Raw genomic sequence first — 25911 nt, forward strand, 5'->3', positions numbered from 1 at the left:
CGAGTGCGGGGCTTCCGTGGCCGGGTGGTGGGGCGGGGTGGATGGGGCGGGCGGAGTGGCCGGCGTGGAGACGTGAAGCAGTGGGACGACGAGGGGGCAGGGCAATGACCAGGACGAGTGAGAACGGCCCCGCGGTGGCGGCGGGCACGGACGGCGCCGGGAGTGAGCGGCTGCGGCGGTGGCGGATGGTGCTCGGCGGGGGAGAGGCCGACGGGACCGGGTGCGCGCTGACCGGCCGGGACGCGGCGATGGACGCCGCGCTCGGTGCGCTGTACGGCGGCGGCGCGAGCGCCGCCGGCACCGGTGGGTCCCGCAGGGCGGCGGGGGAGCGGTCGGCCGGCCTCGGGGGCTCCGCGCCGAATGTGGCCCGCTGGCTCGGGGACATCCGGACGTACTTCCCGAGCTCGGTGGTCCAGATCATGCAGCGGGACGCGATCGAGCGGCTCGGCCTGTCCAGCCTGCTGCTGGAGCCGGAGATGCTGGAGGCCGTCGAGCCGGACGTCCACCTCGTCGGGACCCTGCTCTCGCTGAACAAGGCGATGCCGGAGACGACGAAGGAGACCGCGCGGGCGGTGGTCCGCAAGGTGGTCGAGCAGCTGGAGAAGCGACTCGCGACCCGCACCCGGGCCACGCTCACCGGCGCTCTGGACCGTTCCGCCAGGGTGAGCCGGCCCCGCCACCACGACATCGACTGGAACCGCACCATCCGGGCCAACCTCAAGAACTACCTGCCCGAGTACCGCACCGTCGTCCCCGAGCGGCTGATCGGTTACGGCCGGGCGGCGCAGTCGGTGAAGAAGGAGGTGATCCTCTGCATCGACCAGTCGGGTTCGATGGCGGCCTCCGTCGTCTACGCCTCCGTCTTCGGCGCCGTCCTCGCCTCGATGCGCTCGATCGCCACCCGCCTCGTCGTCTTCGACACCGCCATCGTGGACCTGACAGATCAGCTCGACGATCCGGTGGACGTGCTGTTCGGCACCCAGCTGGGCGGCGGCACCGACATCAACCGGGCGCTGGCCTACTGCCAGTCGAAGATCACCCGTCCTGCCGACACCGTCGTCGTCCTGATCAGTGATCTCTACGAGGGCGGCATACGGAACGAGATGCTCAAGCGGGTCGCGGCGATGAAGGGAGCGGGGGTCGAGTTCGTGACCCTCCTCGCCCTGTCCGACGAGGGCGCTCCCGCCTACGACCGCGAGCATGCCGCCGCCCTTGCGGCGCTGGGCGCGCCGGCCTTCGCCTGTACCCCCGACCTGTTCCCGGACGTCATGGCCGCCGCACTGGAGAAGCAGCCCCTGCCGATGCCCTGACCCGTGGAGGTGGCGCCCGCGGTCCTTCGCCGGGTCCGCGCCCGGGCCCTCGTACAGCCGTCATACAGACCTCGCCCGGCGCCTCGCCCGCCCTCCAACGGGTGCACGTACCGCTTCGCACACGGGCGCGCGCACGGGTGCGCGGGGCGCCCTTGGAAATCGGCGGATCGCACGAAGTTCCAGCTCAACCGTGAGGCGATCTGTGACAGGTATCACCGCTCCGGTGTGATCTGTGATTTAGGGACCTACGGCCCACGGGGATAACCTGCGGGACGGACATGCCGCGTCCACGGTCACCGTGTGCGCCTTCCTTGTGACAGCGCCGTCACGTTGCCCTCCGCGGCACGCCCACGCAGATAGCAGATAACCGCGAATCACTGCGAATCTTTAAAAAAGACAAGGGACGGACGCGCGTGGACCTGTTCGAGTACCAGGCGAGGGACCTCTTCGCCAAGCACGGTGTACCGGTGCTGGCCGGTGAAGTCATCGACACGCCTGAGGCGGCTCGCGAGGCCACCGAGCGGCTGGGCGGCAAGTCGGTCGTCAAGGCGCAGGTGAAGGTCGGCGGCCGCGGCAAGGCCGGCGGCGTGAAGCTCGCCGCCACCCCGGACGAGGCCGTCGCCCGCGCGACGGACATTCTCGGCATGGACATCAAGGGCCACACGGTCCACAAGGTGATGATCGCCGAGACCGCTCCGAAGATCGACGAGGAGTACTACGTCTCCTACCTCCTCGACCGGACCAACCGCACCTTCCTGGCCATGGCCTCGGTGCAGGGTGGCATGGACATCGAGGAGGTCGCGGAGAAGACCCCCGAGGCCCTCGCGAAGGTCCCGGTCAACGCCAACGAGGGCGTGACCATCGAGAAGGCCCGCGAGATCGTCGCCCAGGCGAAGTTCCCGGAGGCCGTGGCCGAGCAGGTCGCCGAGATCCTGGTGACCCTGTGGGACACCTTCATCGCCGAGGACGCGCTCCTCGTCGAGGTCAACCCGCTCGCCAAGGTCGAGGGCGGCCGCGTGCTCGCGCTCGACGGCAAGGTCTCGCTCGACGAGAACGCCGAGTTCCGCCAGCCGGGCCACGAGGAGTTCGTGGACCACGCGGCGGCGAACCCGCTCGAGGCCGCCGCCAAGGCGAAGAACCTCAACTACGTCAAGCTCGACGGTGAGGTCGGCATCATCGGCAACGGCGCGGGTCTCGTCATGAGCACCCTCGACGTCGTCGCCTACGCCGGTGAGAACCACGGCGGCGTCAAGCCCGCCAACTTCCTCGACATCGGCGGTGGCGCCTCCGCCGCCGTCATGGCGAACGGTCTCGAGATCATCCTCGGCGACCCGGACGTCAAGTCCGTCTTCGTCAACGTCTTCGGTGGCATCACCGCGTGTGACGAGGTCGCCAACGGCATCGTCCAGGCGCTGGCTCTGCTGGAGGAGAAGGGCGAGGCGGTCACCAAGCCGCTCGTCGTCCGTCTCGACGGCAACAACGCCGAGCTGGGTCGCAGGATCCTCTCGGACGCCAACCACCCGCTGGTGCAGCGCGTGGACACCATGGACGGCGCGGCCGACAAGGCCGCCGAGCTCGCGGCTGCGAAGTAAGGGCAGAGGTCACAGACTCACATGGCTATCTTCCTCAACAAGGACAGCAAGGTCATCGTCCAGGGCATGACCGGTGCCACGGGCATGAAGCACACCAAGCTGATGCTGGCTGACGGCACCAACATCGTCGGCGGCGTGAACCCGCGCAAGGCCGGCACCACCGTCGACTTCGACGGCACCGAGATCCCGGTCTTCGGTTCGGTCGCCGAGGCGATGGAGAAGACGGGCGCGAACGTCTCCGTCCTCTTCGTCCCGCCGGCCTTCGCCAAGGCCGCCGTCGTCGAGGCCATCGACGCCGAGATCCCGCTGGCCGTCGTCATCACCGAGGGCATCGCGGTCCACGACTCCGCCGCCTTCTGGTCGTACGCCTGCTCCAAGGGCAACAAGACGCGGATCATCGGCCCGAACTGCCCGGGTCTGATCACCCCCGGTCAGTCCAACGCCGGCATCATCCCGGGCGACATCACCAAGCCCGGCCGCATCGGTCTCGTGTCCAAGTCCGGCACGCTGACCTACCAGATGATGTACGAGCTCCGTGACATCGGCTTCTCCTCGGCCGTCGGCATCGGTGGCGACCCGGTCATCGGCACGACGCACATCGACGCCCTGGCGGCGTTCGAGGCCGACCCCGACACCGACCTGATCGTCATGATCGGTGAGATCGGCGGCGACGCCGAGGAGCGTGCGGCGGACTTCATCGCGTCGAACGTCACCAAGCCGGTCGTCGGCTACGTCGCGGGCTTCACCGCCCCCGAGGGCAAGACCATGGGCCACGCGGGCGCCATCGTGTCCGGTTCTTCTGGCACCGCACAGGCCAAGAAGGAGGCCCTCGAGGCCGCCGGCGTGAAGGTCGGCAAGACGCCGACCGAGACGGCGGAGCTCGCGCGCGCCATCCTGAACGCCGCGCAGTAGTCGACTGGCGCCTGGCAACTGTCGCCTGTCGCCTGTCGCACAGGCTGTCCGTACGGGCGTGGCCCGCACCCTTCACGGGTGCGGGCCACGCCCGTTTCCGCCGCGCCTCATTCGATCCGGGGGGCGATGCGGGCCGGTCCGGCGCCCGGGACGGCGCGCAGCATGTCGTGGAGCTCCCTGCTCTCGTCGGTGAGCTGCTGCGGGCCGCTGAGCGGCGGCACCCCGGAGACGCTCGCGCCGGGAGCGTACGGGGGCGCGTAGTGGGTGGGCGCGGTCGTGGCGGTGTAGGCGGTCGCGACGGCGATCACCGCGGTCAGGCCGAGCGCCGCGCGGGTCCAGACCCGGAGGCGGTTCTCCGCACCGACGCGTACGGCGGCCGCCGGGGGCGGCTCCAGCGGTACGGCCGGCTTCAGGGCGGTGAACCGGTCCCGCAGCACCGCGGACTGCTTCTCGGGCGGTACGTCGACCAGTTCGGGGATCCGCTCCGCCAGCTCGGCATGTGCGCGCAGGAGCCGGCCACCGGCGGTGGGGGTGGTGGCCTCGGTCTCGGCGGCGGTGTCGGGCAGGTCGAGGCCGACGTCGTCGTAGAGCAGCACGGTACGGCGGTGGATGGGGTGCAGCGCGAGCATGGCCTCCAGCAGGATCCGGTCGGCGGGCTCGGCGGGGGGCTTGTCGGGGTGCCGGTGGACCCGGCGGAACAGGTGCCACGGGGAGAGGGCGTACTCGTACGCGGCCGCGCGCACCCAGCCCACGGGGTCGGGGTCGGTGGCCACCTCGGGCCAGCGCACCCAGGCTTGCTGGAACGCTCGCTCCACTGCCTCCTGGGCGAGGTCCCGGCGGCCGGTGAGCACGTACGCCTGCCGGACGAGCACGGGGGCGGCGTGGCCGTAGAGGGCGTCGAACGCGGTGGCGGCGGCGCTCGGCCGCGCCGCGGGTGCGTCGGCCGCCGGAGGTTCCTCGGCCGCCGGAGGTGCCGCGGGCTCCTCGCGTTCCCCGGGCTCCTCGCGTTCCCCGGGCTCCTCGCGTTCCTCGGGCTCCTCGCGTTCCTCGGGCTCCCGTGGGGCCGCGGGCCCATCGGCTTCCGGCGGGGCCGCCGCTTCCGAGGCCGCCGCCGGTTCTGCGGCTTCCGTCGGCGTGTCGGTCCGCGGATCGGCCTGCTGCGGGGCCGGATGCCCTTCGGCGGCTTCGGCGACTCCGCTCCCCGGACCGGGGGTGGTGGTGATGCCCTCCGTGCCCGCCTCGACGGAAACCGGTGCCTCGGGCCGGGACGGCGACTCGACGGGTGGCTCCGCTGCCCGTACGGCCCCGTCCGCCCCGGCGGTGGAGCCGCCGTCGGCCTGCTCCTCCGGTGGAGCCGGTGAGGCGGAGGCCCCGGCTGAGCGGTCGGGCTCCTGGGGGGCCGCGTCTGGGGCGGCAGCGGTGTCCTGCGGTGGTGCGGGCGCGAGGCGGGCCAGGAACCGTGCGTAGGCCTCGCGTTTATGGCCGCGGGGGCGCGTGCGGCCGGTTTCCCAGGCGCGGACCGTCGTCGGGGTGACGCCCACCGCCGCCGCGACGTCCTCGTGCGTCAGGGCCGCCGCTTCCCGCAGTCTGCGGCGCTCCTTCGGGGACGGGAGGCGCGTCGGCGCAGCCGCAGCCGCAGCCGCAGCCGAAGCGGAAGCCGAGGTCGAGGTCGACTCGACGCTTTGTGTCATGCCACACTCCCCGCGACCCGACAGCCCTGGGCGAAAAAGTACATAAACGTATATTGGGCGACACCACGGGCATTCGCCTGTTACCCGCCCATAGCGCGTGTCGTTGGCACCATGGCGGGGTGACCCAAGTGACCGAACGCGGGACCTCGTTGTCCGGGGCCCCCCGGGCCGCCGTACGCAGCCGCCGTTCGCCCGCGGCCGCCGCCTGCGTGGCGGGCGGCGCCGTGGCGGCCGGACTCGGGCTCGGCTTCCTCGCCGTGCTCGTCATCGTGCTGTGGATCAGTTCCCCGTACCCCGACAGCGGCCCCGGCGGGGCCCTGCACCTCGCCGCCGGGCTGTGGCTGCTCGCCCACGGCACGGAGCTGGTGCGGTACGAGACCCTGTCCGGCGTGCCCGCGCCCGTCGGCGTGACGCCCCTCCTGCTCATCGCGCTGCCCGTACTGCTCATGCGGCGCGCCGCCCGGCTGGGCAGCGCCTCCGGCGCGGGCGACGGCGACGGCGGGGACGATGGCGACGCCGCGGACGCCGGGGACGAGGTGCTGCCCGCCAGCGCCGTCTTCTCCGCCGTGCTCTGCGGCTATCTGGCCGTCGGGGCCCTCGCCACGGTGTACGCCGCGGGCGGTCCGATGCCGGCCGACCCGCTGAGCGCGGCCTGGCACGTCCCGCTGGTCGCCCTACTCGCCGCCGCCGCCGGCGTGTGGGCGGCGCGGGGCCGTCCGCTCGGGCCGCTGCCGTCCTGGCTGCCGGGGGGCGTACGCAGGGCAATCGCGCGCCCCCGGTACGCGCTGGCGCTGCGGGCCGGGGCGGGCGGCGCCCTCGTGCTGCTGGGCGGTGGCGTGCTCCTCGTCGGCGCCTCGCTCGCGTGGCACGGCGCGGAGGTCCAGGGCTCCTTCCTCGCGCTGACCGAGGTGTGGTCCGGCCGGTTCGCGGTCCTGCTCCTCGCGCTCGCGTTGATCCCGAACGCCATGGTGTGGGGCGCGGCCTACGCCCTCGGGCCCGGCTTCGCCCTCGGCGCCGGCGCGACCGCCACCCCTCTGGGCTTCGCGGACCCGCCCGCGCTGCCCCGGTTCCCGCTGCTGGCGGCGCTGCCGCCCGAGGGGCCGGGGACACCGCTGACCTGGGCGGTCGCCGGGGTGCCGGTGGTGGCGGGGCTGGCGGTGGGGTGGTTCGCGGTACGCCGGGCGCGCGAGGTCTCGTACGGGGAGACCGCGCTCACCGCCGCCCTGGGCGCGCTGGTCTGCGGCCTGGTGATGGCCGGGCTGGCGGCCGCCTCCTCGGGGCCGCTCGGCTCGCGCGAACTGGCCCGCTTCGGGCCGGTGTGGTGGGCCACGGGCGGGGCGGCCTTCGCCTGGACGCTGCTGCTGGCCGTACCCCTGGCGGTGGCGGTGCACGCCTGGCGGACCCGCCCGGCGAAGGGGCTGGCCGCGCTGGACGCCGAGGAGGGCGACGGCTGGCACGACAGCGGCGTACGGGAGATCCGCTGGGCGGCCCTGCGCCGTGCGGGGGGCACCCTGGTCCCAGACTTCTCGGCTGCGACGCCGCCCGAGCCCCCGGTCGCCCCGGTCGCCCCGCCGGGGCCGGACCCGGAGCCGGCCCCAGCCCCGCCCAGGCCGCCGCGCCCGGTGACGGTCGTGCCGGGGCTGAGACTGGACCTGACGCCGATCCCGATCCCGGCGAAGCCGGCCGGCCCGCCCCGCGCGCCGTCCGTCGCCCGGCCCCTCGCGCCGCCGCTCATCCCGCCCTTGGACTCGCCGTCGGCGCCGTCCCTGGGCTCACCGCTCGGCCCGCCCCTCGTCCCGCCCGTGGCGGGTGCCCGGGTCCTGGCCCGCCGGAAGCCGCCGGCCTGAGCCGAGACGAGAACTCGCGGACTGCGGCCTTAGGGCTGGACCTTCAGGATCTCGCCCACGAAGTTGTCGGGGAGCCGGTTGTTGCACTGGAGCTCCGCCGTCTTCGTGAGGGCGTCCTCGCGGCACACGTAGAAGTCCTTGTACACGAGCTGCAAGGCGTACGAGCTCATGGCCAGCAGGATCGCCAGTGAGGCCGTGACCAGCCCGCTCACCGCGGCCGTCCGCTGGGGGCGGGCCGCCGCGCCGAGCGCGGCCAGGCCGCCCGCGGGCGCGTCGGGAGCGGGGCCGGGGCCCTGAGCCGTGTCCGCGGTCGACCCGGCGGATGGAGGAGACGCCCAGGCGGACGTCCCGCCCGCGGACCCGGCCGAAGCGGGCGCCGCCGGCTTCGCCCGCAGCGCGCTGATGCCCCAGTACAGGGCGAGCGCCCCCAGCATCAGCCCCATCGACGGGATTCCGAAGATCCCGAAGAAGAAGCCCCACATGCCGGCCAGCAGCGCGTAGCGGGCGCGGCGCTGGATCGGGTCCGTCGGATCCCAGCGCGCCGGGCCGCCCTGTCCGGCCCGGTTCCGCGGGCCGTCCCCGCTGCCGTTGTCCCGGCCCTCGCCGTCGCCACCGCCGCGCGGCTGCCACGGCTGATCGGGCCGGCCTTCCGGGGGAGCCGCGAAGGGGTTGTCGTCGGTGGAGGAGTCGGGCTGGCGGCGGTCCGGCATCGGGTGTGTTTCTTCCCCTGTGTCATGGGCGTCGCGGGCGACGTCGTGGCGAGGTGAGGCCTGTTCTCGGCTTGTAGGCCAGACGCTACCCCCCGGCCGTCCACCCATCCCCCGGGGGCCGTCCGGTGTGCCGGTATCGTTGCAGGCGGTCCGTGGCTTCGTATGGTCCCCCGTATACCGGTACCCCGAAGTTTCGTATGACCACACAAGAAGAATGCACGCATTTCCCGCCAGAAAGGGCCACCCATGGCCGCCTCCCGCCTGGTCGTGCTGGTTTCCGGTTCCGGCACCAACCTCCAGGCCCTGCTCGACGCCATCGACGCCCACCCCGGCGGCCCCGAGGGCTTCGGCGCCGAAGTCGTCGCCGTGGGGGCCGACCGCGAGGACATCGCCGGCCTGAAGCGCGCCGAGAAGGCGGGCATCCCCACCTTCGTGTGCCCGGTCAAGGCGTACGGGAGCCGCGAGGAGTGGGACACCGCCCTCACGGAGGCCACCGCTGCCCACGCTCCGGACCTCGTCGTCTCCGCCGGGTTCAAGAAGATCGTGGGCAAGGCGTTCCTCGACCGCTTCGGCGGGCGGTTCGTCAACACCCATCCCGCCCTCCTCCCGGCCTTCCCGGGCGCGCACGGCGTGCGGGACGCCCTCGCCTACGGAGCGAAGGTCACCGGCTGCACCGTCCACTTCGTGGACGCCGGCGTGGACACCGGTCCGATCATCGCCCAGGGTGTGGTCGAGATCCGGGACGAGGACGACGAAGCCGCTCTCCATGAGCGCATCAAGGAAGTCGAGCGACAGCTGCTCGTCGACGTCGTGGGGCGCCTGGCCCGGCACGGCTACCGCATTGAGGGACGAAAGGTAACAATCCAGTGACCGCCGCAGAGAGCGTAGAGAGCACCGACCCCATGTCGACCCAGCGGCCGATCCGGCGTGCGCTCGTCAGTGTCTACGACAAGACGGGACTGGAAGAGCTGGCCCGCGGGCTGCACGGGGCGGGCGTCGCGCTCGTCTCCACCGGCTCCACCGCCGCCAGGATCGCCGCAGCCGGCGTTCCCGTCACCAAGGTCGAGGAGCTCACGGGCTTTCCCGAGTGCCTGGACGGCCGGGTCAAGACCCTGCACCCGCGCGTGCACGCCGGCATCCTCGCCGACCTGCGGCTGGAGGACCACCAGCGGCAGCTGGCCGAGCTGGGCGTCGAGCCCTTCGACCTGGTCGTCGTCAACCTCTACCCCTTCCTGGAGACCGTCCAGTCGGGCGCCACCCCGGACGAGTGCGTGGAGCAGATCGACATCGGCGGCCCCTCGATGGTCCGGGCCGCCGCCAAGAACCACCCCTCCGTCGCGGTCGTGACCAGCCCCGAGCGCTACGCCGACGTCCTCGTCGCGGCCGAGAGCGGCGGCTTCGACCTCACCGCGCGCAAGAGGCTGGCGGCCGAGGCCTTCCAGCACACCGCCGCCTACGACGTCGCGGTCGCCTCCTGGTTCACGAACGCGTACGCCCCGGAGCCGGAAGCCGTGCTGCCCGAGTTCCTGGCCGGCGCCTGGGAGCGCAAGGCGAGCCTGCGCTACGGCGAGAACCCGCACCAGGCCGCCGCCCTCTACACGGACGGCCGGCCGGGCGGACTCGCCAACGCCGAGCAGCTGCACGGCAAGGAGATGTCCTTCAACAACTACGTGGACACCGAGGCCGCCCGCCGCGCCGCCTACGACCACGAAGAGCCCTGCGTCGCGATCATCAAGCACGCCAACCCGTGCGGCATCGCGGTCGGCGACGACGTCGCCGCCGCCCACCGCAAGGCACACGCCTGCGACCCGCTGTCGGCCTTCGGCGGCGTCATCGCCGTCAACCGGCCGGTGACCGTCGAGCTCGCCGGGCAGGTCGCGGAGATCTTCACCGAGGTCATCGCCGCCCCCGCCTACGAGGACGGCGCGGTCGAGATCCTGGCCAGGAAGAAGAACATCCGCGTGCTGAAGGTGGACGGCACCCCGCACCAGCCGGGCGACCTCAAGCCCATCAGCGGCGGCGTCCTGCTCCAGCAGTCGGACCTCCTCCAGGCCGCGGGCGACGACCCGGCCGGCTGGACCCTCGCCACCGGCGACGCCCTGTCCGCCGACGAGCTCGCCGAGCTCGCCTTCGCGTGGAAGGCCTGCCGGGCCGTCAAGTCCAACGCGATCCTGCTCGCCAAGGACGGCGCCTCGGTCGGCGTCGGCATGGGCCAGGTCAACCGCGTCGACTCGGCGAAGCTCGCCGTCGAGCGGGCCGGCGCCGAGCGCGCGCAGGGCTCGTACGCCGCTTCCGACGCCTTCTTCCCCTTCCCCGACGGGCTGGAGATCCTGACGGCCGCAGGGGTCAAGGCCGTGGTCCAGCCGGGCGGTTCGGTCCGCGACGAGCAGGTCGTCGAGGCGGCGAAGCAGGCCGGCGTGACGATGTACTTCACCGGGACCCGGCACTTCTTCCACTGAGCCGGACGGTCCCCGAAAACGGCGAAGGCCGCGCTCCGCAGCAGTGCGGGTCGCGGCCTTCGCCGTTGTCAGAGTCCGGCGGTCAGTACCGGGGACGCTTGAAGTAGGCACCCGCGGCCGAGTTGGCCAGGCCGACGATGACCCAGATCCCGAGGCCGAAGGAGATCACGGCCAGCAGCAGGGAGAGGATGGCACCGCCGACCGGGGTGTCTCCGCTCGCACCGAGCGCGGCCAGGTTGGCGAGCAGGCTGAAGCCGCTGAAGAGGGCCTGGAGCGAGCCGTAGATGATGCCGGAGACGCGGACTCCGCCGGCGCCCTTGCCCATCTTGGCGGCCGTCAGGATGGCCCACAGGGCCAGGCCGAGGCAGAGGACGCCGACGAAGACGAACACACCGCCGGCGATGGCGCCCGCGTCGCTCGCGGAGGAGCTGGACGAGCCCGAGAGGGCCGAGGCGAAGACCGCGCCACCGATGATGACGAGCACGCCGCCCAGGGCCTGCAGGCTGCCCAGGATGAAGAGGATCACGCGGGCGGCCTTCACGCCGCCGGGCATCACGGCCGGCGCCCCCGGGTACCCGACCGGACCGCCCGGGTAGCCCTGGGGGGCCTGCTGCTGCGGGTAGGCGTAGCCGCCCTGCGGCGGGATGCCCTGCGGGGCCTGCTGCGGGTAGCCGTAGCCCGGCTGGCCCTGAGGGGCCGGGGGCTGCTGGCCGTACGGGTTGTTCGGGTCGCCGAAGCTCATCTTGGGGTGTTCCTCCGTGGAAGTGCAGGGACGCACGGCACGCACGGAGGAAAACTGTGTTCTACGGTCCGCCCCCCGGCACTGCCCGCGGCACTCTTTCGGTCATCGTCGTCCGATCGGACAGGACTTGTCCAGCCGGTTGCCCGGGGGCCGGTCTTTGTTGTGCAAGTGCAATGAACCGTGTACACCCGCGAGCGCCTTGACTGGAACCGGGGGCACCTCATCCGGGAGGATGGGTACATGACCGCCCAGATTCTCGACGGCAAGGCCACCGCAGCCGCGATCAAGTCCGAACTGACCGCCCGTGTGGCGGCCCTCAAGGCCCGGGGCATCACCCCCGGCCTCGGCACTGTGCTGGTCGGTGACGACCCGGGCAGCCGCTGGTACGTCAACGGCAAGCACAAGGACTGCGCCGAGGTCGGCATCGCCTCCCTCCAGCGCGAACTCCCCGCGACGGCCTCCCAGGAGGACATCGAGGCGGTCGTGCGCGAACTCAACGCCAACCCGGAGTGCACCGGTTACATCGTGCAACTCCCGCTCCCCAAGGGCATCGACACCAACCGGGTGCTGGAGCTGATGGATCCGGTGAAGGACGCCGACGGCCTGCACCCGATGTCGCTCGGCCGCCTCGTCCTGAACGAGCCGGGCCCGCTGCCCTGCACCCCGTACGGGATCGTCGAACTGCTGCGCCACCACGGCGTGGGGATCAACGGCGCGCACGTCGTCGTCCTCGGCCGCGGCATCACCGTCGGGCGCTCCATCGGGCTGCTGCTGACCCGCAAGTCCGAGAACGCCACCGTGACGCTCTGCCACACGGGTACCCGCGACCTCTCCGGACTGCTGCGCCAGGCGGACATCATCGTCGCGGCGGCCGGTGTCCCGCACCTGGTCAAGCCGGAGGACGTGAAGCCGGGCGCGGCCGTGCTCGACGTGGGCGTCAGCCGCGACGAGAGCGGGAAGATCGTCGGCGATGTACACCCGGGCGTGGCCGAGGTGGCGGGCTGGATCTCCCCCAACCCGGGCGGTGTCGGACCGATGACGCGGGCCCAGCTCCTCGTCAATGTCGTCGAGGCGGCGGAACGGATCACCAGTGCGGGCTGAACCAGGCGCGGAGCCGGCGGCCGGGGCGCCGCTCTCCGGCGCTGCGGGCGCCGGCGGGGCCGGAGCGGGTGCCGGAGCGGGACGAGCGCGGGCCCGAGCCGGTGCCGTATCCGGAGCCGGGACAGGAGCCGGGACGGGAGCAGGAGCCGGGACGGGATCCGGTGCCGGGACGGGATCCGGTGCCGGGACGGGAGCAGGAGCAGGGGCAGGGGCGTCGAAGTCCCGCCGGTTCCCCTCCCTCACCCGGGACACCGCCCGCCCCGAGGGCGGCGGCCGGGCCGCCCCCGGAGACGCGCCCGCGCCCGCCCGCCAGTGGCCGATGCTCAGCGTGCTCACCGCGACCGCGGCCGGGCTGCTGTCCACCGCGATGGGGCACCCCCGGATCGGCTGCCTCGTCATCGGCGTGGCGCTGATCCTGGCCGCGGTGCTGCGCCGCGTGCTGCCCTCGGTGGGGATGCTCGCGGTGCGTTCCCGCTTCACGGACATGGTCACGTACGGGCTGCTGGGCGTCGCGATCACGCTGCTCGCGCTGGTGATGGAGCCCAAGCCGTGGCTGGAGGTCCCCTTCCTGGAGAGCGCGGTCCGCTTCACCGTCCGCTGAGTGCCGGAGCGGCCGGGATCCGCGCCGCGCCCGGCGGCTCCACCACGTGGAGCAAGGGGCAAGCGCCTTTTCGCCTTCGAACTCCCCGTGACGTGTGCGACGTGCCACAGGGACCCGGGGGTTCGGCCCCTTGCGGGTCGGATAGCCTGACGGGCGGATGTCTCTTCACATCAAGATTTACGGGAAGCGGCGTCCTTCCAGCACATGGGGCAGGGACGCCCCACCGCCAGCTGTCTAACGGAGAAGGCCATGACCCGCACTCCCGTGAATGTCACCGTCACCGGCGCCGCCGGCCAGATCGGCTACGCGCTCCTCTTCCGCATCGCGTCCGGTCACCTGCTCGGCGCGGATGTGCCGGTCAAGCTCCGCCTCCTGGAGATTCCCCAGGGCATGAAGGCCGCCGAGGGCACCGCCATGGAGCTCGACGACTGCGCCTTCCCGCTGCTCAAGGGCATCGACATCTTCGACGACCCGAACCAGGGCTTCGAGGGTGCCAACGTCGCGCTGCTCGTCGGCGCGCGCCCGCGGACCAAGGGCATGGAGCGCGGCGACCTGCTCTCCGCCAACGGCGGCATCTTCAAGCCGCAGGGCAAGGCCATCAACGACCACGCCGCGGACGACATCAAGGTCCTGGTCGTGGGCAACCCGGCCAACACCAACGCGCTCATCGCGCAGGCCGCCGCCCCGGACGTACCGGCCGAGCGCTTCACCGCGATGACCCGCCTGGACCACAACCGCGCGATCTCGCAGCTGGCCAAGAAGACCGGTGCCGACGTCACCGACATCAAGCGGCTGACCATCTGGGGCAACCACTCGGCCACCCAGTACCCGGACATCTTCAACGCGGAGATCGCCGGCAAGAACGCCGCCGAGGTCGTGGGCGACCAGACCTGGCTGGCCGACACCTTCATCCCGACCGTCGCCAAGCGCGGCGCCGCGATCATCGAGGCCCGTGGCGCGTCCTCGGCCGCCTCGGCCGCCAACGCCGCCATCGACCACGTGCACACGTGGGTCAACGGCACCGCCGAGGGCAACTGGACCTCCATGGGCATCCCGTCGGACGGCTCCTACGGCGTCCCGGCCGGTCTGATCTCCTCCTTCCCCGTCATCTGCAAGGACGGCACGTACGAGATCGTCCAGGGCCTGGACATCAACGAGTTCTCGCGCACCCGCATCGACGCCTCCGTACAGGAGCTGTCGGAGGAGCGCGACGCGGTCCGCGAGCTCGGCCTGATCTGATCCCGGTCTGATCCCGGTCTGATCCCACCGCTTCGCCCGAAGGCCCCGGCAGATCCTGCCGGGGCCTTCTCGGTGCGATCCGGGCCGTCCTGCCCGAGCGGCGCCGCGTCAGGCCTTGTCGTACATCCCGGGCCGGTAATGCCCCGGCACCATGCGGGTGGTGACGCCGAAGCGGTTCCAGACGTTGATGGTGGAGATCACGGCGATCAGCTGGGCGAGCTCGCGCTCCTCGAAATGCTTCGCGGCCTTCTCGTACACCTCGTCGGGCACGAACCCGTCCGTGAGGACGGTGATCGCCTCGGTCAGCTCGATCGCGGCGATCTCCTTCTCGGTGTAGAAGTGCCGCGACTCCTCCCAGGCGTTGAGCAGCACGATCCGCTCGACGCTCTCACCGGCGGCGATGGCGTCCTTGGTGTGCATGTCGAGGCAGTAGGCGCAGTGGTTGAGCAGCGAGGCGCGGATCTTGACGAGCTCCACCAGCGCCGGGTCCAGGCCCTTCTTCGCGGCGGTCTCCAGGGCCAGGACGGCCTTGTAGACCTCGGGAGCGAGCTTCGCCATGTGCAGGCGGGGCGTGTGCTCGGGGGCGTGCGCGGGCGCGGGTACGTGAGCGTGCGTGTGCGTGTGCGGGTCTTCGTGCGTGTGGGTCGTCGCCATGTCCCTACCGTAGGCGGCCCGCCGATACGGTCCGTCTCCACGGCGGAATCCCGGGCGACTTTCGGCGCCTGCCCCCGCCCGGGCTCCACCGTCCGCGCCGCCACTGCCCGGAGGGCGACGCCGTACCGCAGTGGGCGCCGCACCCGGTGTGCAAATCATTCCAATAACCACGAACTGACTCCAGGTCAGCGCTCTCACGACGGCCGGATTCCATCGGCCGGTGACCCCGCTCTACTCTGTCGTGCAGCACGCCACTAGGGGGAGCCCAGACATGGACAGCAGCAACATCAATCAGCGCCGCATGCGCTCCGGCGCCGTCGCCCTCGGCGGCATGGGCCTGCTCGCGGCCACGCTCGTCGCCTGCGGCTCCAGCGACGAGCCGGACAAGCGCTGCGCGTCCCGCGCCACGTTGCAGAAGCTGAACGACAAGGACTGCCGGAGCGGCGGCCACGGCTCGTACTACTACGGCGGCACCGTCACGAACGGCAAGGTCTCCGGCGGCAGCTTCGACAAGTCCGCCGTCACCCGCGGCGGCATCGGCGGCAACAGCAAATCCGGCTCCAGCGGCGGCTGAGCAGACCCCAGGGAAGTCACACCGATGAAGCGGCACACCATCGAGCCCCGCCCCGACTGGCAGAAGACCGTCGAGGAGCAGGGGCTGATCTACCCCCTCACCCGCTACCCCGACGACTCCCTGCGCCCCTACTGGGACGAGAGCGCGTACTACTCCTTCACGCTCCCCGAGGTCGAGGCGCTGGAGAACGTCGTCGAGGAGCTGCACGCCATGTGCCTGGCCGCGGCCGCGCACATCGTCGAGCGGAACCGGTTCGCCGACCTCGGCATCACCGACCCGAAACTGGCGGCCCTGATCGGCGAGTCCTGGCGGAGGCGCGCCGAACAGCCCTCCCTCTACGGCCGCTTCGACCTGCGCTACGACGGCTCCGGCAGCCCCGCCAAGATGCTGGAGTACAACGCGGACACCCCCACCTCCCTCGTGGAGGCGGCCAGCCCGCAGTGGTTCTGGATGGAGGAGCGCTTCCCGGGCGCCGACCAGTGGAACTCCCTCCACGAGCGCCTCGTCGACGCCTGGCGCCGCCAGGCCGAACTGCTGCCGCCCGGCCCCCTGCACTTCGCGCACTCCGAGACCGACGAGCTCGGCGAGGACCTGATGACGGTCGCCTACCTCCAGGAGACCGCCGAACAGGCCGGCCTGGACACCCAGGCCCTCTCCGTCGAACAGATCGGCTGGGACAGCCTGTCCGGCCGGTTCGTGGACGAGAAGCTCCGCTTCATCCGCAGCTGCTTCAAGCTCTACCCGTGGGAGTGGCTCGTCACGGACGAGTTCGCCCCGCAGGTGCTCGGCACGTACGACCACGGCGGTGGCTCCGGCACCACCTGCTGGATCGAGCCGCTGTGGAAGATGCTGATGTCCAACAAGGCGCTGCTGGCGATCCTCTGGGAGCTCTTCCCGGAGCACCCGAACCTGCTGCCCGCCTACCTCGACGGCCCGCGCGAACTCGCGGACACCACGGGTTACGCCGCCAAGCCGCTCCTCGGCCGCGAGGGCGCCGGGGTCACCCTCCACGAGGCGGGCGAAGGCGGTGAGCCGTTCGTACCGCAGGAGGGGGAGCGGTACTGCTTCCAGGGCCTCGCCCCGCTGCCCGACTTCGACGGCAACCGGGTGGTGCTCGGCGCGTGGGTCGTCGAGGACGAGGCGGCGGGGCTCGGCATCCGCGAATCGGCGGGGCCGGTCACCGACGAGTACGCCCGCTTCCTGCCCCACGTGATTCTCTGAGACGTGGCCGATGGGCGGCCGTGGCCGATCACCGGCCACGTCTCACCCGGTGATCGGCCACCGAAGCCGGTCATCAGCCGCCGGTTCCGGCGGCCGATCCGGCGGACCGGCCGCCGATCCGGCGGTCAGCCGCCCAGGACCGTCCGGAGCTGCTCCAGCCCCCAGTCCAGGTCCTCCTTGCTGATCACCAGGGGCGGGGCGAGCCGGATCGTCGACCCGTGGGTGTCCTTCGCCAGCACCCGGCGCTCCATCAGCTTCTCGGAGATCTCCCGGCCCGTCCCGTGGGCCGGGTCGATGTCGACGCCCGCCCAGAGCCCGCGCCCGCGTACGGCCGTCACCGCGCCCCCGCCGACCAGCAGGCCCAGCTCGTGGTGCAGGTGGTCGCCGAGCTCGGTGGCGCGCTGCTGGTACTCGCCGGTCCGCAGCATCGCGATCACCTCCAGGGCGACGGCGCAGGCGAGCGGATTCCCGCCGAAGGTGGAGCCGTGCTCGCCCGGCCGGAACACCCCCAGGACGTCCTGGTCGGCGACGACCGCCGACACCGGCACCACGCCGCCGCCCAGCGCCTTGCCGAGGATGTACACGTCCGGGACGACTCCCTCGTGCTCGCAGGCGAAGGTCTTGCCGGTCCTCCCGAGCCCCGACTGGATCTCGTCGGCCATGAAGAGGACGTTCCGCTCGCGCGTCAGCTCCCGTACGCCCCGCAGGTAGCCGGCGGGCGGGACCAGTACGCCGGCCTCGCCCTGGATCGGTTCCAGCAGCACGGCCGCGGTGTTCTCGGTGACGGCCGCGGCGAGCGCGGTGAGGTCGCCGTACGGGACGATCTCGAAGCCGGGCGTGTACGGACCGAAGTGGTCGCGGGCCTCGTGGTCCGTGGAGAAGGAGACGATGGTCGTGGTGCGGCCGTGGAAGTTGCCGGCCGCGACCACGATCTTCGCGTGCCCGTCCGGGATGCCCTTGACCTCGTAGCCCCACTTGCGGGCCGTCTTCACGGCCGTCTCGACGGCCTCCGCACCCGTGTTCATGGGCAGCACCGTCTCCTTGCCGCACAGCGCGGCGAGCTCGGTGCAGAAGTCGGCGAAGCGGTCGTGGTGAAAAGCGCGCGAGGTGAGCGTGAGCCGCTCCAGCTGCGCGCGGGCGGCGTCGATCAGACGGCGGTTGCCGTGCCCGAAGTTGAGTGCCGAGTACCCGGCGAGCATGTCGAGATACCTGCGGCCCTCCACGTCGGTCATCCACGCGCCGTCCGCGGAGGCGATGACGACGGGCAGCGGATGGTAGGTGTGCGCGCTGTGCGCGTCAGCGGAGCGGATGGCATCAGCAATTGTCGACACGGGGTCTCCGATCGTCCGTCCTGGCCTGTGACGAGGGTGCGTCACCTTCTTATCGTCGCTCGTATACCGGACGCAGAAACCTCTCCCGTGGCGCGAACGCTAAGGTGGGCGGTACGCACGGCGACTGGCGTACGGAGAACCAACTCCGGGGGAGCCGCGCGCGCACGACCGCACACAGGGCCGCTCGCCTGGGCCTCGCGGGGTACCGATCCACATCGACCCCGGAGGAGCCCGCCATGTCCGCGAGCCGCCACCCCGCCCTGTCCGCGACCGACCCCGAACTGGCGTCTTTCGTCGCGGCGGAAGAAGTACTGCAGGCCGAGACCCTGCGCCTCATCCCCAGCGAGAACTACGTGTCCGCGGCGGTCCTCGAAGCCTCCGGCACGGTCCTGCAGAACAAGTACAGCGAGGGCTACCCCGGCCGCCGCTACTACGAGGGCCAGCAGAACATCGACCGCGTCGAGGCCCTTGCGGTCCAGCGGGCCAAGGGCCTGTTCGGCGTGGACCACGCCAACGTCCAGCCGTACTCCGGCTCCCCGGCCAACCTGGCCGTGTACCTGGCCTTCGCCAAGCCGGGCGACACGGTGATGGGCATGGCTCTGCCCATGGGCGGACACCTCACCCACGGCTGGGGCGTCTCGGCGACGGGTTCCTGGTTCCGGGGCGTGCAGTACGGCGTCCGCCCCGACACCGGTCTCATCGACTACGACGCGGTGCGCGACCTCGCCCTGACCGAGCGTCCGAAGATCATTTTCTGTGGCGGGACGGCCCTGCCGCGCACGATCGACTTCGCCGCCTTCGCGTCCATCGCCCAGGAGGCGGGCTCGATCCTCGTCGCGGACGTCGCCCACATCGCGGGCCTCATCGCGGGCGGCGCCCACCCGTCCCCCGCCGAGCACGTGGACGTCATCTCCACCACGACCCACAAGACGCTGCGCGGGCCGCGCGGCGCGATGCTGATGTGCCGGGAGGAGCACGCGAAGGCCCTCGACAAGGCGGTCTTCCCGGGCCTCCAGGGCGGCCCCCACAACCAGACGACCGCGGGCATCGCGGTGGCCCTGCACGAGGCGGCGCAGCCGTCGTTCGTGTCGTACGCCCACGCGGTGGTCGCCAACGCGAAGGCGCTGGCCGCGGCGCTGCTGGAGCGCGGCTTCGACCTGGTGTCGGGCGGTACGGACAACCACCTGATCCTGATCGACCTGACCGGCAAGGAGGTGCCGGGCAAGGTGGCGGCGAAGGCGCTGGACCGCGCGGGCATCGTGGTGAACTACAACACGGTGCCCTTCGACCCGCGCAAGCCGTTCGACCCGTCGGGCATCCGGATCGGTACGCCGTCGCTGACCTCGCGGGGGCTGTCGGCCGAGCACATGCCGGTGGTGGCGGACTGGATCGCGCGCTCGGTGGACGCCGCGGCCAAGGCGGACGAGGCGGCCCTCGCCGGGGTCCGCGCGGAGGTCACGGCCCTGATGTCGGCCTTCCCGGCCCCCGGCCTCCCGCTCTCGTAACCCGCTGCGCCGGTGCCGGGGGCGCCGCCCCCGGCACCCCGCGCCTCAATCCCCGGCCGGGCGGATCGTTTCGGACCGGAAAGCGGTCGCTCGGCCGAGGCGGGATCCGGACGCGCCGATACTGCCCGGTACCCGGGCGGCGCCGGGGCGGACGCGGGGGCGGCGCGGAAGGTTCCGGCCAGCGCGGGCCGGAGCCAGCCCCGGCACCTGAGAGAATGAAGCCATGGCTTCTGATCGTCCTCGCGCGCTCTCCGGCATCCAGCCCACCTCCGGTTCGTTCCACCTCGGGAACTATCTCGGAGCCATTCGCCAGTACGTCGCCCTCCAGGAGACGCACGACGCGTTCTACATGGTGGTCGACCTGCACGCGATCACCATGCCGCAGGATCCGAAGGACCTCCGCGCGAACACCCGCCTCTCCGCCGCGCAGCTGCTCGCCGCCGGGCTGGACCCCGAGCGCTGCACGCTGTTCATCCAGAGCCACGTGCCCGAGCACGCGCAGCTCGGCTGGGTCATGAACTGCATCACCGGTTTCGGCGAGGCCAGCCGGATGACGCAGTTCAAGGACAAGTCCGCCAAGCAGGGCGTGGGCAACGCCACCGTCGGCCTGTTCACGTACCCCATCCTCCAGGTCGCCGACATCCTGCTCTACCAGGCGAACGCCGTCCCCGTCGGCGAGGACCAGCGCCAGCACATCGAGCTGACCCGCGACCTGGCGGAGCGCTTCAACCAGCGGTTCGGGCAGACGTTCACCCTCCCCGCCGCGCACATCGTCAAGGAGGTCGCGAAGATCTACGACCTCCAGGACCCGGCGATCAAGATGTCCAAGTCGGCGTCGTCCCCCAAGGGCCTGATCAACCTCCTCGACGAGCCCAAGGTCACCGAGAAGAAGATCAAGAGCGCGGTCACCGACACCGAGGCCGAGGTCCGCTTCGACGCCGAGAAGAAGCCCGGCGTCAGCAACCTGCTCACGATCTACTCCACCCTCACGGGCGAGACGGTCCCCGCCCTGGAGGCGAAGTACGAGGGCAAGGGCTACGGCGCACTGAAGACCGACCTGGCCGGCGTGATGGTCGATTTCGTCACACCGTTCAAGCGGCGCACCCAGGAATACCTGGACGACCCGGAGACGCTGGACTCCATCCTGGCCAAGGGCGCGGAGAAGGCCCGCGCGGTCGCCGCCGAGACGCTCGCCCAGACGTACGACCGCCTCGGTTTCCTGCCCGCCAAGCACTGACGGACGCATCTACGAAAAGAGCCCCCTGGCTATCCGGGGGGTGCTGCCGCCACACTGGGGCGGGCGGCGGCACGGCACGTCCACAGCGGGCACACACCGCACGCACCGCAGACATCGGCAGACATCGGCAGACATCGGCAGACAGACGGAGGAGAGATTCGTGGGGACCGTAACGCTCGGCGTTTCGATCGCGGTCCCGGAGCCGTACGGCAGCCAGCTCCAGGAGCTGCGCGCGGGCTTCGGGGACGCCGCCGCGCACGGCATCCCCACGCACGTCACCCTCGTGCCGCCCACCGAGGTGGAGGCGGACCGGCTCCCGGAGATCCGGGCCCACCTGGCCGAGGTCGCGGCCTCCTTCCGCTCCTTCGGGATGCGGCTGGCCGGGACGGGGACCTTCCGGCCCCTTTCGCCGGTCGTCTTCGTCCAGGTCGTCGAGGGCGCCTCCGGCTGCACCCGCCTCCAGAGCCTGGTCCGCGATCCGGCCGGGCCGCTCAGCCGCGAGCTGGCCTTTCCGTACCACCCGCACGTCACGGTCGCCCACGGGATCTCCGAGGAGGCGATGGACCTGGCGTACACGGCTCTCGCCGAGTACGCCGCCGAGTGGGTCTGCGAGGGCTTCGCGCTCTACGAGCAGGGCTCGGACGGAGTCTGGCGCAAGCTGCGCGAATACCCTTTCGGGGCCGGTCCGACCGGGGTTCCGGCGCAGCTCGGGTCCCCGGCCGACGAAGCGGCGGAGCCGACCGTACGAAGCTCCTGACGGAGCGGTCGCAGGGCCAGCCGGGCGCGGAACCGGAGCCTTCGCAGGACCAGGGAGTGGAACGGATGAGCCGCAGGGCGAAAAGTCACAATCGACGACCGTAGTCGCCAAAAGCGACAATCCCGGCTATTTCCGACAGCTCAATTACGGTGACCCCATGGACTGGCTGACGAGACTCCCGGTGGTCGGGCCGCTGGTGGCCCGTCTGATGCGGACGCACGCCTGGCGCTCGTACGAACGTCTTGACCGCGTGCACTGGAGCAGACTCGCCGCCGCGATCACCTTCATCAGCTTCCTCGCCCTCTTCCCGCTGATCACCGTGGCCGCCGCCGTCGGCGCGGCGCTGCTGAGCCAGGAACAACTGGACCGGCTCCAGCGCACCCTCTCCGAGCAGGTCCCGGGCATCTCCGACCAGCTGGACCTCGACGCACTCGTCGCCAACGCGGGCACGGTCGGCCTCGTCGCCTCCGGCGTCCTGCTCTTCACCGGCATCGGGTGGGTCGGCTCGATGCGGGACTGTCTGCGCGCGGTGTGGGAGAAGGACGACGAGGACGAGGGCAATCCCTTCGCCCGCAAGGGCAAGGACGCGGCCGTGCTCCTCGGCCTCGGCGGCGCGGGCCTCGGCTCGGCCGCCGCCTCGATCATCGGCTCCAGCGCGGTCGGCACCTTCGGCGCGTGGCTGGGCATTCCGCAGCAGGGTGCGGGTGGGGTGGTGCTGCGGGTCGGCGCGTTCCTCGTCGGCGTACTGGCCGCCTTCCTGCTCCTGCTCTACGTGCTGACCCTGCTGCCCGGCGTCGAACCGCCGCGCGGCCGCCTGATCCAGGGCGCGCTGATCGGCGCGGCGGGGTTCGAGCTGCTGAAACTGCTGCTCAGCGGCTATATGCGGGAGGTCGCCGCGAAGAGCATGTACGGGGCTTTCGGCGTGCCGATCGCCCTGCTGCTCTGGATCAACTTCACGGCGAAGCTGCTGCTGTTCGTCGCCGCCTGGACGGCGACCCGGGACCGGGACCCGGAGACCGGCAAGGACCCGGAGGCGGGCACCGACCCGGGCCCGGATCGGGAGGCGGGCACCATCGACCGGCAGCTCCCGGACCGGGAGCAGGCCCCGGTCCAGGCCCCGGTCCAGGCCCCGGCCCCTGCCCCGGGCCCGGAGAGCGGCCCGCGGAGCCGGCCCGCCGCGTCCTAAGAGACCACTTCCGGGTCCGTGCCCCGGCCCCCGGGACCGCGCGGCCAGCGCCGGTTGACGTAGAACGCGCCGCCCGCCAGCAGGCCCAGCACGCCCGACGCGACACCGAGGGCCGGGCCGGAGCCCGAGCCGGCGCCGGCCGCCGCGGGGTCGTTCTCGTGAGTCTTCGCGGGGGAACCGAGGGAGGTCGTGTCGGCGCTCTTCGGCGGCACGAGCTCCCCCACGGGCTTCACCTTTCCGGCCGCCGAGAAGCCCCAGTCGAAGAGCGCGGCGGTCTCCTCGTACACCGAGTTGGCGCCGCCCGCGCCCGGGTTCATCACCGTGACCAGCAGCTTCTTGTCACCCTTCTGGGCGGCCCCGGTGAAGGTGGAGCCGGCCATGGTGGTGGTGCCGTTCTTCACCCCGGCGATGCCCTTGTAGGGGGAGATGCCCCCCGCGCCGGTCATCAGCCGGTTGGTGGTCTGGATCTCGAAGAAGTCGCGCGGCTTCCCGGGTTCCTGCTTGCCGGGGAACTTCGCGCTCACCGTGCCGCAGTACTCCCGGAAGTCCTGCTTCTGCAGTCCGGAGCGCGCGATGAGGGTGAGGTCGTACGCGCTGGACACCTGCCCCGGGGCGTCGTACCCGTCGGGGGACACCACATGGGTGTCCAGGGCCTGGAGCTCCTCGGCGTGCGCCTGCATGTCCTTGACGGTCTTCTCGATGCCGCCGTTCATGGCCGAGAGGACGTGCACGGCGTCGTTCCCCGACCGCAGGAACACCCCGAGCCACAGGTCGTGGACGCTGTACTCCTGGTCCTCCTTGACCCCGACCAGGCTGCTGCCGGAGCCGACGCCGGAGACCTCCTCCTCGCTGACCTTGTGGACCTGTTCCTTGGGCAGGCCGGGCAGCAGCGTGTCCGCGAAGAGCATCTTCAGGGTGGAGGCGGGCGGGAGCCGCCAGTGCGCGTTGTGTGCGGCCAGGACCTCGCCGGACTCGGCGTCGGCCACGATCCAGGACCGCCCCGTGAGGTTCTTCGGCAGGGCGGGCGCACCGGGCAGCAGATTGACCTGCGTCCCCGGCTGGCCGAGCAGGGCTCCGCCGACCGTGGACATGGACACGGGCGGCGCGGGGGCCGCCCGGACCTTCGCCGCGACAGCGCGGGCCTTCGCCTTTGGAGCCTTCGCCTTCGGGGCCCTCGGGGCCTTAGGGGCCTTCGGGCCCTTCGGGCCCTTCGGAGCCTGTGCGAGCTTCGCGGCCGGAGGCTTCGGGGCCTGTGGAGCCTGCGGGGGCCGCCCCTTCCCGTCGGGCGTCGGGGCCGGCGCGGAGTGCGCGGGAGCCACGAGCACCGCGGGAATCAGCAGCGCGGCGGACAGGACCGTCAGCGCGGTCTTTTTGGCAGACACGCAGGTGAAAGTACATCCCGATGAACTGTCTGCCGCCATGGACCGGCCAATCCACTGAAACCACTGCCGGGACAGCGCACCCCGGCGAGTCCTTCCTGGGGAGGAATCCGATACTGAGGGCATGAAACTCAGTCGTACCGCCTCCTGGTTCCTGCTCGCGTTCGGGGTGTGGAGCTGGTTCATCTGGGTGTCTTTCGTCCGGAACCTGTGGAAGAACAGCAGTGGCCTGGCGTTCGACGCGGCGGGTGACCCCACGTCCTACTTCTGGGTGCACCTGCTGCTCGCGGTGACGTCCCTTCTCCTGGGGACGGCCGTCGGTGTGATCGGGTTGCGTGCCGTCCTGGCCCTGCGGCGGGGATCGCGCAAGGACTCCGACGCATGAGAATCGTGATCTTCGTGCTGGTCGCCTCGGCCGTCCTCGCCCTACTGGTCCTGGTCCACCGCTGGCTGTGGATCCGCCTGGTCCGCGACACCACGGCCCCCGGCGGCCTGCCCCGCCGCATCGGCACGGCATCGGCCATCGCCCTGCCCCTCCTCTCTGTGGCCGCGCTGACCACGGGCCGCGCCGGCGTCCCCTTCTGGCTCCAGCAGACGGTGGCCTGGCCCGGGTTCCTCTGGCTCGCGGTGCTCCTCTACCTGACCTTGACGATGCTGGTGGCGGAGCCGATCCGCGCGCTGTTGCTCCGCCGTCTGGCCCACCGGGCCCCCTCCGGGGGCGGACCGGACGGGGCGGCCACGGCTACGGAGGGCGCGGAGATCAGCCTCGCGAACCCCCGGGTAGCAGGCGTCGCGGCCGTGGCGGAAGCGGCGCAAGGGGCGGAAGGGACGGGCGGAAGAGAAGGCGCGGGTGGCGTGACCGCCCTGCGGGACACCCGCACGAGCCCCTCCGAGCCGGCCCCGGAGACTCCGCGGGCTCCTGAGGGCGGGCAGGTACCACCGGACGCCGCTCCGGCCCCGGCAGTCCCCGGCGCGGGCGGAACGGCCCCGGAGCTCAGCCGCCGCAGGTTCGTCGCGCGCGCGGTCGGCGGCGCGGCCGCCGCCGTGGCCGTCGCCACCGTCGGCAACGGCGCGTACGGAGTCCTGCGCGGCCCGAGCGTCCGGCGGGTCCGGGTCCCCCTCGCCAAGCTGCCCCGCGGGGCGCACGGTTTCCGCATCGCCGTCGTCAGCGACGTGCACATCGGCCCGGTGCTCGGCCGCGCGCACACCCAGCGCATCGTGGACACCGTCAACCGCACCCAGCCCGACCTCATCGCCATCGTCGGCGACCTGGTCGACGGCGACGTCCAGGAGCTCGGCCACGCCGCCGAGCCGCTGCGCCGGCTCACCGCCCGACACGGCTCGTACTTCGTCACCGGCAACCACGAGTACTTCTCCGGCGCCCAGCAGTGGATCGACCACGTCCGCGAACTCGGCCTGACCCCCCTGGAGAACGCCCGCCGGGCGATGCCGTACTTCGACCTCGCCGGCGTCAACGACATCGCGGGGGAGACGGAGGGCCACGGGCCGGACTTCCAGGCGGCCCTCGGCGACCGGGACCGCTCGCGCGCCGCGGTCCTCCTCGCCCACCAGCCCGTCGTCATCCACGACGCCGTCCGGCACGGCGTCGACCTCCAGCTCTCCGGCCACACCCACGGCGGCCAGCTCTGGCCCGGCAACTTCATCGCCGAGCTCGCCAACCCGACCGTCGCCGGCCTGGAGCGCTACGGTGACACCCAGCTCTACGTGTCCCGCGGAGCCGGCGCCTGGGGACCTCCGGTCCGGGTGGGGGCGCCGTCCGACATCACCGTCGTCGAACTCGCCTCACACCAGGCCTGACCACGTACAAGGAGCCAAGGGCGCACACCCGGCACCCCGAACCGT

23 protein-coding genes are annotated in these 25911 nt (G+C 72.0%); 17 read left to right on the top strand and 6 right to left on the bottom strand.

Annotated features, from left to right (window positions below; genetic code table 11):
* The first annotated feature begins 104 nt into the window (after positions 1-104).
* From ABZX75_RS13545 to sucD, 3 genes are all read left to right on the top strand, one after another.
* Positions 105-1310, top strand: coding sequence for a VWA domain-containing protein (locus ABZX75_RS13545; RefSeq protein WP_355410300.1), 1206 nt, complete (start codon positions 105-107; stop codon positions 1308-1310).
* 413 nt (positions 1311-1723) lie between these two features.
* Positions 1724-2902 carry an ADP-forming succinate--CoA ligase subunit beta gene (sucC, locus tag ABZX75_RS13550; RefSeq protein WP_355410301.1) on the top strand — a complete coding sequence of 393 codons (1179 nt, stop codon included), beginning with the start codon at positions 1724-1726 and terminating at the stop codon, positions 2900-2902.
* A 21-nt stretch (positions 2903-2923) separates the two neighbouring features.
* Positions 2924-3814 (top strand): succinate--CoA ligase subunit alpha, encoded by an 891-nt coding sequence (gene sucD, locus ABZX75_RS13555; RefSeq protein ID WP_355410302.1) that lies wholly within the window; start codon positions 2924-2926, stop codon positions 3812-3814.
* A gap of 107 nt (positions 3815-3921) precedes the next feature.
* Here the strand turns inward: sucD and ABZX75_RS13560 are convergent, their stop codons facing one another.
* Positions 3922-5505, bottom strand: a complete 1584-nt coding sequence (locus ABZX75_RS13560) for a helix-turn-helix domain-containing protein (RefSeq protein WP_355410303.1) — start codon at positions 5503-5505, stop codon at positions 3922-3924.
* A gap of 119 nt (positions 5506-5624) precedes the next feature.
* Here ABZX75_RS13560 and ABZX75_RS13565 point away from each other — a divergent pair, with 119 nt between their 5' ends.
* A complete protein-coding gene (locus tag ABZX75_RS13565) occupies positions 5625-7352 on the top strand; it encodes a DUF6350 family protein (protein WP_355410304.1) in 1728 nt (575 codons plus the stop codon).
* A gap of 29 nt (positions 7353-7381) precedes the next feature.
* Here the strand turns inward: ABZX75_RS13565 and ABZX75_RS13570 are convergent, their stop codons facing one another.
* A complete protein-coding gene (locus ABZX75_RS13570) occupies positions 7382-8062 on the bottom strand; it encodes a hypothetical protein (RefSeq protein ID WP_355410305.1) in 681 nt (226 codons plus the stop codon).
* A 246-nt stretch (positions 8063-8308) separates the two neighbouring features.
* Between ABZX75_RS13570 and purN the strand changes: the two genes are divergently transcribed.
* The gene (gene purN / locus ABZX75_RS13575; protein ID WP_355410306.1) at positions 8309-8932 is read left to right on the top strand and encodes a phosphoribosylglycinamide formyltransferase; all 624 of its coding nucleotides are present in this window, start codon (positions 8309-8311) and stop codon (positions 8930-8932) included.
* Between the two features lie 32 nt (positions 8933-8964).
* Positions 8965-10521 carry a bifunctional phosphoribosylaminoimidazolecarboxamide formyltransferase/IMP cyclohydrolase gene (gene purH, locus ABZX75_RS13580; protein ID WP_355410373.1) on the top strand — a complete coding sequence of 519 codons (1557 nt, stop codon included), beginning with the start codon at positions 8965-8967 and terminating at the stop codon, positions 10519-10521.
* 82 nt (positions 10522-10603) lie between these two features.
* Here purH and ABZX75_RS13585 read toward each other — a convergent pair whose 3' ends face one another.
* Complete coding sequence (locus ABZX75_RS13585; protein WP_355410307.1) at positions 10604-11263, bottom strand: hypothetical protein; 660 nt, start codon at positions 11261-11263, stop codon at positions 10604-10606.
* Positions 11264-11503: 240 nt separating this feature from the next.
* Between ABZX75_RS13585 and ABZX75_RS13590 the strand changes: the two genes are divergently transcribed.
* The 3 genes from ABZX75_RS13590 to ABZX75_RS13600 all read left to right on the top strand — a co-directional run bounded on the left by ABZX75_RS13590 (position 11504) and on the right by ABZX75_RS13600 (position 14204).
* Positions 11504-12364, top strand: a complete 861-nt coding sequence (locus ABZX75_RS13590) for a bifunctional methylenetetrahydrofolate dehydrogenase/methenyltetrahydrofolate cyclohydrolase (protein WP_355410308.1) — start codon at positions 11504-11506, stop codon at positions 12362-12364.
* Positions 12365-12692: 328 nt separating this feature from the next.
* On the top strand, positions 12693-12965 hold the full coding sequence (locus tag ABZX75_RS13595) for a DUF3017 domain-containing protein (RefSeq protein WP_355410309.1): 273 nt from the start codon (positions 12693-12695) through the stop codon (positions 12963-12965).
* Positions 12966-13214: 249 nt separating this feature from the next.
* Entirely contained in the window at positions 13215-14204 is a 990-nt protein-coding gene (locus ABZX75_RS13600) for a malate dehydrogenase (RefSeq protein ID WP_355410310.1), read from the top strand.
* Between the two features lie 108 nt (positions 14205-14312).
* Here ABZX75_RS13600 and ABZX75_RS13605 read toward each other — a convergent pair whose 3' ends face one another.
* Entirely contained in the window at positions 14313-14762 is a 450-nt protein-coding gene (locus tag ABZX75_RS13605) for a carboxymuconolactone decarboxylase family protein (protein WP_355410374.1), read from the bottom strand.
* Positions 14763-15129: 367 nt separating this feature from the next.
* On the opposite strand from ABZX75_RS13605, the gene ABZX75_RS13610 reads away from it, so the two are divergent.
* Positions 15130-15432: a hypothetical protein gene (locus tag ABZX75_RS13610; RefSeq protein ID WP_355410311.1), complete on the top strand. Its 303-nt coding sequence runs from the start codon at positions 15130-15132 to the stop codon at positions 15430-15432.
* Positions 15433-15456: 24 nt separating this feature from the next.
* Entirely contained in the window at positions 15457-16653 is a 1197-nt protein-coding gene (locus ABZX75_RS13615; RefSeq protein ID WP_355410312.1) for a glutathionylspermidine synthase family protein, read from the top strand.
* Positions 16654-16778: 125 nt separating this feature from the next.
* On the opposite strand, the gene rocD is transcribed toward ABZX75_RS13615, so the two are convergent.
* Positions 16779-17984, bottom strand: coding sequence for an ornithine--oxo-acid transaminase (gene rocD / locus ABZX75_RS13620; protein ID WP_355410313.1), 1206 nt, complete (start codon positions 17982-17984; stop codon positions 16779-16781).
* A gap of 236 nt (positions 17985-18220) precedes the next feature.
* Between rocD and glyA the strand changes: the two genes are divergently transcribed.
* From glyA to ABZX75_RS13640, 4 genes are all read left to right on the top strand, one after another.
* Complete coding sequence (glyA, locus tag ABZX75_RS13625) at positions 18221-19489, top strand: serine hydroxymethyltransferase (RefSeq protein WP_355410314.1); 1269 nt, start codon at positions 18221-18223, stop codon at positions 19487-19489.
* A 223-nt stretch (positions 19490-19712) separates the two neighbouring features.
* Positions 19713-20726, top strand: coding sequence for a tryptophan--tRNA ligase (trpS, locus tag ABZX75_RS13630; RefSeq protein WP_355410315.1), 1014 nt, complete (start codon positions 19713-19715; stop codon positions 20724-20726).
* Positions 20727-20886: 160 nt separating this feature from the next.
* A complete protein-coding gene (locus ABZX75_RS13635; RefSeq protein WP_355410316.1) occupies positions 20887-21483 on the top strand; it encodes a 2'-5' RNA ligase family protein in 597 nt (198 codons plus the stop codon).
* A 157-nt stretch (positions 21484-21640) separates the two neighbouring features.
* Positions 21641-22669 (top strand): YihY/virulence factor BrkB family protein, encoded by a 1029-nt coding sequence (locus tag ABZX75_RS13640; protein ID WP_355410317.1) that lies wholly within the window; start codon positions 21641-21643, stop codon positions 22667-22669.
* Here the strand turns inward: ABZX75_RS13640 and ABZX75_RS13645 are convergent.
* Complete coding sequence (locus ABZX75_RS13645) at positions 22666-24051, bottom strand: D-alanyl-D-alanine carboxypeptidase (RefSeq protein WP_355410318.1); 1386 nt, start codon at positions 24049-24051, stop codon at positions 22666-22668. The two genes, ABZX75_RS13640 and ABZX75_RS13645, sit on opposite strands and share 4 nt — an antisense overlap.
* Positions 24052-24172: 121 nt before the next feature.
* Between ABZX75_RS13645 and ABZX75_RS13650 the strand changes: the two genes are divergently transcribed.
* Complete coding sequence (locus ABZX75_RS13650; RefSeq protein WP_355410319.1) at positions 24173-24433, top strand: hypothetical protein; 261 nt, start codon at positions 24173-24175, stop codon at positions 24431-24433.
* Positions 24430-25866 carry a metallophosphoesterase gene (locus tag ABZX75_RS13655; protein ID WP_355410320.1) on the top strand — a complete coding sequence of 479 codons (1437 nt, stop codon included), beginning with the start codon at positions 24430-24432 and terminating at the stop codon, positions 25864-25866. The genes ABZX75_RS13650 and ABZX75_RS13655 overlap by 4 nt, the downstream gene beginning before the upstream one ends.
* Positions 25867-25911 lie beyond the last annotated feature (45 nt).

The organism is Streptomyces sp. NPDC003038 (assembly GCF_040611115.1).
Taxonomy (GTDB): Bacteria; Actinomycetota; Actinomycetes; order Streptomycetales; family Streptomycetaceae; genus Streptomyces.

Bases quoted from the DNA above. Each gene is read 5' to 3' on its own strand.
- ABZX75_RS13605 (WP_355410374.1), bottom strand. From the start codon at position 14,762: ATGGCGAAGCTCGCTCCCGAGGTCTACAAGGCCGTCCTGGCCCTGGAG.
- ABZX75_RS13600 (WP_355410310.1), top strand. From the start codon at position 13,215: ATGACCCGCACTCCCGTGAATGTCACCGTCACCGGCGCCGCCGGCCAG.
- ABZX75_RS13590 (WP_355410308.1), top strand. From the start codon at position 11,504: ATGACCGCCCAGATTCTCGACGGCAAGGCCACCGCAGCCGCGATCAAG.
- ABZX75_RS13585 (WP_355410307.1), bottom strand. From the start codon at position 11,263: ATGAGCTTCGGCGACCCGAACAACCCGTACGGCCAGCAGCCCCCGGCC.
- ABZX75_RS13570 (WP_355410305.1), bottom strand. From the start codon at position 8,062: ATGCCGGACCGCCGCCAGCCCGACTCCTCCACCGACGACAACCCCTTC.
- ABZX75_RS13640 (WP_355410317.1), top strand. From the start codon at position 21,641: ATGGACTGGCTGACGAGACTCCCGGTGGTCGGGCCGCTGGTGGCCCGT.
- trpS (WP_355410315.1), top strand. From the start codon at position 19,713: ATGGCTTCTGATCGTCCTCGCGCGCTCTCCGGCATCCAGCCCACCTCC.
- ABZX75_RS13560 (WP_355410303.1), bottom strand. From the start codon at position 5,505: ATGACACAAAGCGTCGAGTCGACCTCGACCTCGGCTTCCGCTTCGGCT.
- ABZX75_RS13615 (WP_355410312.1), top strand. From the start codon at position 15,457: ATGAAGCGGCACACCATCGAGCCCCGCCCCGACTGGCAGAAGACCGTC.
- ABZX75_RS13650 (WP_355410319.1), top strand. From the start codon at position 24,173: ATGAAACTCAGTCGTACCGCCTCCTGGTTCCTGCTCGCGTTCGGGGTG.
- ABZX75_RS13610 (WP_355410311.1), top strand. From the start codon at position 15,130: ATGGACAGCAGCAACATCAATCAGCGCCGCATGCGCTCCGGCGCCGTC.
- sucD (WP_355410302.1), top strand. From the start codon at position 2,924: ATGGCTATCTTCCTCAACAAGGACAGCAAGGTCATCGTCCAGGGCATG.
- purH (WP_355410373.1), top strand. From the start codon at position 8,965: ATGTCGACCCAGCGGCCGATCCGGCGTGCGCTCGTCAGTGTCTACGAC.
- glyA (WP_355410314.1), top strand. From the start codon at position 18,221: ATGTCCGCGAGCCGCCACCCCGCCCTGTCCGCGACCGACCCCGAACTG.
- ABZX75_RS13655 (WP_355410320.1), top strand. From the start codon at position 24,430: ATGAGAATCGTGATCTTCGTGCTGGTCGCCTCGGCCGTCCTCGCCCTA.
- purN (WP_355410306.1), top strand. From the start codon at position 8,309: ATGGCCGCCTCCCGCCTGGTCGTGCTGGTTTCCGGTTCCGGCACCAAC.
- ABZX75_RS13545 (WP_355410300.1), top strand. From the start codon at position 105: ATGACCAGGACGAGTGAGAACGGCCCCGCGGTGGCGGCGGGCACGGAC.